This window comes from Hafnia sp. HMSC23F03 (assembly GCF_001816025.1).
GTDB classification, from domain to species: domain Bacteria; phylum Pseudomonadota; class Gammaproteobacteria; order Enterobacterales; family Enterobacteriaceae; genus Hafnia; species Hafnia paralvei.
In genome coordinates this window covers 390,612-396,920 of the sequence record NZ_KV824233.1, presented here as the reverse complement: position 1 = coordinate 396,920, position 6,309 = coordinate 390,612, and the positions used below count along the sequence as shown (strand labels likewise).

The window sequence follows — 6,309 nt, the reverse complement described above, 5'->3', positions numbered from 1 at the left end:
CCGCCTCTCGGCGGTCACGACACTGCTTTATTGCTTTGATTATTCTAGTAAATTTCCTTGGTACCCGGGACGAGACTTGAACTCGTACAGCCTTACAGCCGAGGGATTTTAAATCCCTTGTGTCTACCGATTCCACCACCCGGGCTAAGGAAATTTGGAGGCGCGTTCCGGAGTCGAACCGGACTAGACGGATTTGCAATCCGCTACATAACCGCTTTGTTAACGCGCCAAAATCTTTAGCTTTAAGCTTAAGCTCGCACTTTCATGCCAGCCTTTTAAATTTGGAGCGGGAAACGAGACTCGAACTCGCGACCCCGACCTTGGCAAGGTCGTGCTCTACCAACTGAGCTATTCCCGCTTAGTATTTAAGTCAGTTAACTTCACCAACTTAGCTACTTGTATCTTCTGGCTTTTCATCGTTGCCGTCTGATGCGATGCATTCTACTTATCTCACGAACTGCGTCAACATCATTTTTATCTCATAACGACTGTTTGCTGATTTTTAACGCATTTCGATCACGGTTCGAGCAAATCATTCCGTGCAGCGTTCAAATATTGGAACATGGACCAGAATGTCAGTACCGCAGCGATGTAGAGCGCAATGACGCCAGCGACGATAACATAGCCATCTGGGCGCCACAGTAACGCAACCAGCGATAGCATTTGCGCAGAAGTTTTCACCTTACCAATCCACGACACAGCCACACTACTCCGCTTACCGATCTCCGCCATCCACTCACGCAGCGCTGAAATGATGATTTCACGAGCAATCATTGTGGCGGCAGGCAGCGTAATCCACCAAACATGATAGTGCTCCGTAACCAGTACCAGCGCCGTAGCAACCATGACTTTGTCGGCTACGGGATCAAGGAATGCCCCAAAACGTGTGGTTTGCTTCCATCGACGAGCCAGAAAACCGTCAAACCAATCCGTTACCGCTGCAAACACAAAAATCAGCGCACAGGCAAGAGGAGCCCAAACAAACGGAAGGTAGAACGCCACAACAAAGAATGGGATCAGGATAACGCGAAATAGAGTGAGTAAGGTCGGTATATTTAATCGCATAGCGTGAGGTAACTATCTTCCGTATGTGGATATTGTTTGTATGTTGCTACAATGCCCTTAGTGTTTCAATGCATTGTGGATCTTTTCTGCCAAAGCCTGTGAAATACCAGGCACTTTTGCAATTTCTTCCACGCTTGCATTCATTAAGGGTTGCAGCCCCCCCATATACTTCAAAAGCGTCTGGCGGCGTTTAGGGCCAACTCCCTCGATAGTTTCAAGTGAGCTAGTGTTACGCACCTTGGCTCGTTTTTTACGGTGCCCTGTGATCGCGTGATTATGAGAATCATCACGAATATGCTGGATAAGGTGCAGCGCAGGTGAATCAGGAGGTAGAGAAAACCCTTCTCCCTCAGGCTGTAAAAACAGCGTTTCCAGTCCTGCTTTACGATCGCTGCCTTTTGCAATGCCTAGCAACAGCGGGCGATGTTTATCCCACGGAACATCCAGTTCTGAAAAGACCTCTTTCGCCTGTCCCAACTGCCCTTTGCCACCGTCGATAAAAATCACATCTGGGATTTTGTCTTCTTCTAGCGCTTTTCCATAACGGCGGCGTAATACTTGGTTCATTGCAGCATAGTCATCCCCGGGCGTGATCCCGTTGATATTGTAGCGGCGATACTCTGAACGAACCGGTCCGTTACGGTCAAAAACCACGCAGGATGCAACTGTCTCCTCCCCCATCGTATGGCTGATATCAAAACATTCCATCCGGTGGATATCTGAAAGATGCAAAACTTTCTCAAGCTCCGTTAATCGCTGATGAATAGTGGATTGCTGAGAAAGTTTGGTGATCAACGCAGTTTGCGCATTGGTTTTAGCCAATTTTAAGTAACGAGCACGATCGCCTCGTGGCCGAGTCTGAATATTGACCTTGCGCCCCGCAAGCTCAGAAATAGAATCGGAGAGTATATCTTTTTCCGGCAGCGTGAAATCGAGCAATATTTCACCAGGTAGCGTACGAATCTGACTACCTTGTAAATAGAACTGCCCCACAAATGTTTGCACGACTTCACTTAACTCTGTACCACTCGGCACTTTAGGGAAATAGCTTCGGCTTCCCAGTATTTTACCCTGGCGGATAAATAGTACGTGTACGCAAGCCATGCCTGAATCGAACGCAACGCCAATAACATCCAGATCGTCGCTGCTGCCTGAAACAAATTGTTTTTCAGTCACCCTACGTACTGCCTGAATTTGATCTCGAATACGTGCGGCGTCTTCAAACTTGAGCGCTTTACTCGCATCTTCCATGCGCACAACCAACGACTCCAACACTTGGTTGTCCTTACCGGAAAGAAACAGGCGAACATAATTTACCTGCTGCTCATATTCTTCATCGCTGACCAGACCTTTAACGCAAGGCCCTAAACAACGGCCAATCTGATATTGAAGGCAAGGCCGCGAGCGGTTGCGATAAACGCTATTTTCACATTGGCGAATAGGAAACAACTTTTGTAAAAGCGCTAGCGTTTCGCGTACCGCGTAAGAATTGGGGAATGGACCAAAATACTCCCCCTTAGCATGCTTAGCGCCGCGATGGATTGACAATCGAGGATGAGTATCGGCGCTGAGAAAAATGAGAGGGTAAGATTTATCATCCCGCAGTAAAACGTTATAACGTGGTTGATAAAGCTTGATGTAGTTATGCTCAAGCAACAACGCTTCTGTTTCCGTATGGGTTACGGTTACATCGATCTGAGCAATGTTTTTGACCAGAGTCTCTGTCTTGCGACTCCCCACATTTTGGCGAAAATAGCTAGAAAGACGCTTTTTAAGATCTTTAGCCTTACCTACATAAATAACAGTTTCAGTGGCGTCATACATACGATAGACGCCGGGCTGATGAGTAACCGTTTTTAAAAATTCTACAGGATCAAAACGTTCAGTCACTATTTGACAGCTTCTCTGCACTGCACAATCCATGTCGAATCGCTAGGTGCGTCAATTCAACGTCACCACTAATATTGAGTTTGCTAAACATACGATAACGGTAGCTGTTTACCGTCTTCGGACTCAAATTGAGCTGTTCAGAAATCTCAACAACCTTGCTACCTTTGGTTAGCATCAGCATAATCTGCAGCTCACGCTCAGACAAACTGGCAAATGGCGAGTCTGTTTGTGGCGTTAGCTGGCTAAGTGCCATCTGCTGTGCAATATCCGAGGCGATATAACGCTGTCCTGAATGAACTGCACGTATAGCGTTCACCACTTCTTGTGGCGCAGCACCTTTACTCAAATATCCAAACGCGCCAGCCTGCATCACTTTAGCTGGCAGTGGATTCTCGGTATGAATGGTCAGCATGATGACTTTAACATCAGGGTTATAGCGTAGTATTTTACGCGTAGCCTCAAGCCCACCAATACCTGGCATATTCATGTCCATTAATACGATATCTGCGCTGTTACTGCGGCACCATTTAACGGCATCTTCACCGCACTGTGCTTCGCCAACAACTTTGATCCCTTTGATATCTTCAAGAATGCGTCGAATCCCTGCGCGCACCAGTTCGTGGTCATCAACAAGAAGAACGCTGATCAAAGAAAAGTCTCCCAAAAGAAGGAACTAATGACATGTTTTTACTGCCAGTACGAAGAAGATAATACTGTTTTTTGAACCAAGAATGAATAGTTTAATCACTTAATACTGACATTATTATTTCTGATTGGCCGATGACTATATTGAGATCGCCCACAACCGCACTCATACTAGAAAAAAGGACTATCACACGATCGAGAACACGAAAAATAAACCTTAAAATCAAACAGATAAAAATAAATCCACAATAATACAGCGCTTAGATAATTGAGCGTAAACAAGTCGTTAAATTAATAGTTTTTTTGCTTACAAAGTGAATACTCTCAGCATGAAATATCGATTCCATAATGAAACTTGTTATTCGCAATAACAAATTGAATATATTTTACCCACGCTGCCTGAACATTAGCCAACGGAAATTTTTTATCTTTACGAGAGAGAATGAAAACATTATCACTGATAAAACCTTGACCGGACTACATCCTCAAATCCCTACAGCTGTGATATACTTCGCAGCTTGAAAATTCCGTCACTCAATGACTCTCCGTATAGACATTTGTACGTGATTGATTTAGAAGCATCTCGGACAAAAACACACCACTAAAGGTAAAATATGAGCAACGTAGATTTCTCTACCGAATCCACTATCGAAACTCTGGCCAACGAAGTCGCGTGCTTAAAAGCCACTTTGACATTCATGCTGAAAGCCATGGGCCAAGCCGATGCGGGTAAAGTTATTATCAATATGGAAAAATTTGCGGCTCAACTCGAAGATGCCTCTCAGTCAGAGTCTTTCAAACATGCTATTTGCCAGATTAAACACGCTTACCGTCAATAATCTGCTTTAGATTTGGCTTGCGTTAATGTGCAAGCCAAATCTTATACTGCCCTACCTTTGTTAAGCGCCTCAGCCCGTTTTCTTATGCACTGATATTGCGTAAATATATAAATTACGCTTAGCGCGTGAGATTAACACTCAAGTCTTATTCCGTACGCTGTTTTCTCTATTCATTGCCGTTCAGGCAAAATCCCCCAAATTTATACTTCAAATAAGTCACGTGGTATCAAATGACAAGCAAATGAATGTTGCTGCTTCTCACCAAGTAAAGGATGCAACTAAAAATATAGCGTGGATATATCGCAGTACATATGACAAACATATATTTTTATTTATGAAAAATATAAATACAGACAAGAAATGAATAATTCCGCAGAACGGTAGTTCCCAAAGATATACTGAGTGACTTACCTACAAATCTGATAGACTAGCTAACCTTTTAACCTGTTGGTTGGTGTGATTTTAAAAATGTCATTAACATCAATATTAAGACATATTATATTTTCTCGCTATGATTATAAGTCTATAGATATCGATAACTCTGCAATAGAGTTTGTTGTGATTCATATGCCAGATCAAATTGGGGATGCGATGGCCATTTATCCCATCATACGATCGCTGGAGTTACATCAAGTAAAGCATTTGTTAATTGTATCATCTACGATAAACAAACCTGTATTTGAATCCCTTAATTTGGGTCATACAAAATTGACAATAATAAGTATGACAATGCAGGACCATGCTAGTAAAGATGAAATACAAGAAGTGGCCAAAAACATAAAAGAGCAATATGGCACCCCAGATTTATGTATTGAAGCAATGCGAAAGAAAAACCGAAAGACGATGTTATTCATCAACAAACTGAGGGCAAAAACCAATTTTCAGGTAGTCGGTTTAACGATGAAATGCTACTCCCCAATATGTAAAAACGCCTCAAGAATGGATCAGGAACTTCGTGCGCCAGTGACGATGACTTGGTCAACGTTGATGAGAGACGCTGGATTTCCTGCCGTAAGACCTATGTTCGAATTTCCACTCAATGAAGAAGCATTAATTGAAGTACGTAACGAAACTCGTTCATTAGGGGATTATATTGCAATTAATTTAGAGGGAAGTGTGCAAGAGCGAACTTTTTCACTCCCTATTGCCGAAAAACTGCTCTCGATAATCAAAAGTGAAACAGATATGCCGGTTGTCATCGTTCACGGACCGAAAGGTGTCGATAATGCAGTTAAATTGACTGAATCATTTGAGGGTGTTTACCATCTCTCTTTATCTCCCTCATTAATGCGTTCTGCTGCAGTGATCAAGGATGCTTTCCTAGCAATAACGCCAGATACGTCCATATTACATATGGCTAGTGCATATAATACGCCAGTGATTGCTGTTTATGCCGATTATAAAACACGCTGGCCAGCCATGCAGGATATTTCAGAGACGATTGTGGTAAGCAAAGGTGTTGATCATATCAATCTAGATGAATTCAAAAAAACGCTAGGGCACATTATATCAAGGATCAACAACCAGATGTCTTCAAGGCACTAACTTACAAATAACTCGGGTGCGTTAAGGTAGTCAGTGAGTAAATCCAGTTAGCTGAGATTGCAATTTAAAATCAACCCGCTTACTACTTATAAGCGCCTAATGCCCCTTAGGCTATTTTATACCCGCGAAATTAAAAATTCAGTAGCAAGACTTTAGACTGAATTTTAGATCTGATTTTTTCCTCAGGTATCCTCGAAAAAACTAAAGGCTAGCAATTTTCATGCAAGCCTTTGAATTTATTGGTGGGTCGTGGCGGGTTCGAACCGCCGACCAATTGATTAAGAGTCAACTGCTCTACCAACTGAGCTAACGACCCAACGAGGGA

5 protein-coding genes and 4 tRNA genes are annotated in these 6,309 nt (G+C 43.1%); 2 read left to right on the top strand and 7 right to left on the bottom strand.

What is annotated here, in order from left to right; all coding sequences use genetic code 11:
* Positions 1 to 58: 58 nt before the first annotated feature.
* The 6 genes from HMPREF3091_RS16590 to uvrY all read right to left on the bottom strand — a co-directional run bounded on the left by HMPREF3091_RS16590 (position 59) and on the right by uvrY (position 3,604).
* Positions 59 to 145, bottom strand: a tRNA-Leu gene (locus HMPREF3091_RS16590).
* A gap of 10 nt (positions 146 to 155) precedes the next feature.
* Positions 156 to 229 (bottom strand) — tRNA-Cys (locus HMPREF3091_RS16585).
* A gap of 53 nt (positions 230 to 282) precedes the next feature.
* Positions 283 to 358: transfer RNA gene (locus HMPREF3091_RS16580), tRNA-Gly, on the bottom strand.
* Between the two features lie 158 nt (positions 359 to 516).
* A complete protein-coding gene (gene pgsA / locus HMPREF3091_RS16575) occupies positions 517 to 1,065 on the bottom strand; it encodes a CDP-diacylglycerol--glycerol-3-phosphate 3-phosphatidyltransferase (protein ID WP_004094793.1) in 549 nt (182 codons plus the stop codon).
* A 57-nt stretch (positions 1,066 to 1,122) separates the two neighbouring features.
* The gene (uvrC, locus tag HMPREF3091_RS16570) at positions 1,123 to 2,988 is read right to left on the bottom strand and encodes an excinuclease ABC subunit UvrC (RefSeq protein ID WP_371328692.1); all 1,866 of its coding nucleotides are present in this window, start codon (positions 2,986 to 2,988) and stop codon (positions 1,123 to 1,125) included.
* Positions 2,948 to 3,604: a UvrY/SirA/GacA family response regulator transcription factor gene (gene uvrY, locus HMPREF3091_RS16565; protein ID WP_008813142.1), complete on the bottom strand. Its 657-nt coding sequence runs from the start codon at positions 3,602 to 3,604 to the stop codon at positions 2,948 to 2,950. The genes uvrC and uvrY overlap by 41 nt, the downstream gene beginning before the upstream one ends.
* A gap of 610 nt (positions 3,605 to 4,214) precedes the next feature.
* Between uvrY and HMPREF3091_RS16560 the strand changes: the two genes are divergently transcribed.
* Both HMPREF3091_RS16560 and HMPREF3091_RS16555 read left to right on the top strand, forming a co-directional pair.
* Positions 4,215 to 4,439 carry a DUF2594 family protein gene (locus HMPREF3091_RS16560; RefSeq protein ID WP_004094789.1) on the top strand — a complete coding sequence of 75 codons (225 nt, stop codon included), beginning with the start codon at positions 4,215 to 4,217 and terminating at the stop codon, positions 4,437 to 4,439.
* Positions 4,440 to 4,907: 468 nt separating this feature from the next.
* Complete coding sequence (locus tag HMPREF3091_RS16555; RefSeq protein WP_070717151.1) at positions 4,908 to 5,984, top strand: glycosyltransferase family 9 protein; 1,077 nt, start codon at positions 4,908 to 4,910, stop codon at positions 5,982 to 5,984.
* Between the two features lie 240 nt (positions 5,985 to 6,224).
* Here HMPREF3091_RS16555 and HMPREF3091_RS16550 read toward each other — a convergent pair.
* Positions 6,225 to 6,300: transfer RNA gene (locus tag HMPREF3091_RS16550), tRNA-Lys, on the bottom strand.
* Between the last annotated feature and the right edge of the window lie 9 nt (positions 6,301 to 6,309).